Below are 1,021 nucleotides of genomic sequence, written 5' to 3'. Positions count from 1 at the left end.
TCCCAGGTTGAGCCCGGGGATTTCACATCCAACTTAACAAACCACCTACGCGCGCTTTACGCCCAGTAATTCCGATTAACGCTTGCACCCTCTGTATTACCGCGGCTGCTGGCACAGAGTTAGCCGGTGCTTATTCTGTCGGTAACGTCAAAACAATTACGTATTAGGTAACTGCCCTTCCTCCCAACTTAAAGTGCTTTACAATCCGAAGACCTTCTTCACACACGCGGCATGGCTGGATCAGGCTTTCGCCCATTGTCCAATATTCCCCACTGCTGCCTCCCGTAGGAGTCTGGACCGTGTCTCAGTTCCAGTGTGACTGATCATCCTCTCAGACCAGTTACGGATCGTCGCCTTGGTGAGCCATTACCTCACCAACTAGCTAATCCGACCTAGGCTCATCTGATAGCGCAAGGCCCGAAGGTCCCCTGCTTTCTCCCGTAGGACGTATGCGGTATTAGCGTCCGTTTCCGAACGTTATCCCCCACTACCAGGCAGATTCCTAGGCATTACTCACCCGTCCGCCGCTCTCAAGAGAAGCAAGCTTCTCTCTACCGCTCGACTTGCATGTGTTAGGCCTGCCGCCAGCGTTCAATCTGAGCCATGATCAAACTCTTCAGTTCAAACATCTTTGGGTTTTTAAGAAACCCTAAACTTGGCTCAGCAATCGTTGGTTACATCTTTGATTTCTCGCGGAGTAACTTGTGATGCTGATAATCTTGTTGACTATCAGTCTGACTCCACAAGCACCCACACGAATTGCTTGATTCAGTTGTTAAAGAGCGGTTGGTTAAGATCTTTCGTCTCAACCGAGGCGCGCATTCTACAGCAGCCTCATTTGCTGTCAAGTGATTATTTTCAGAAGTTTTCGAAGAATTCTTCAACAACTTCAACCACTTGCGCTTCCGATCTCTCGTTAGCGGGAGGCGAATTCTACAGCGTTACACGCTGCTGTCAACACCTCTTTTTCTCCGCTTTCGACCGAGAGGATCGAAACGTTAATAGAGCCAAACAACACCGC

At 49.7% G+C, this 1,021-nt stretch carries 1 rRNA gene; it reads right to left on the bottom strand.

From position 1 onward, the window contains the following. Window positions 1-623: ribosomal RNA gene (locus AACY52_RS28495) — 16S ribosomal RNA — on the bottom strand; the annotation flags it as partial. Window positions 624-1,021 lie beyond the last annotated feature (398 nt).

This window comes from Pseudomonas sp. EA_65y_Pfl1_P113 (assembly GCF_963970525.1).
Classification (GTDB): Bacteria; Pseudomonadota; Gammaproteobacteria; order Pseudomonadales; family Pseudomonadaceae; genus Aquipseudomonas; species Aquipseudomonas tritici.
The sequence above is the reverse complement of the archived record's forward strand: the minus strand, read 5'-3'. Positions and strand labels throughout refer to the sequence as shown.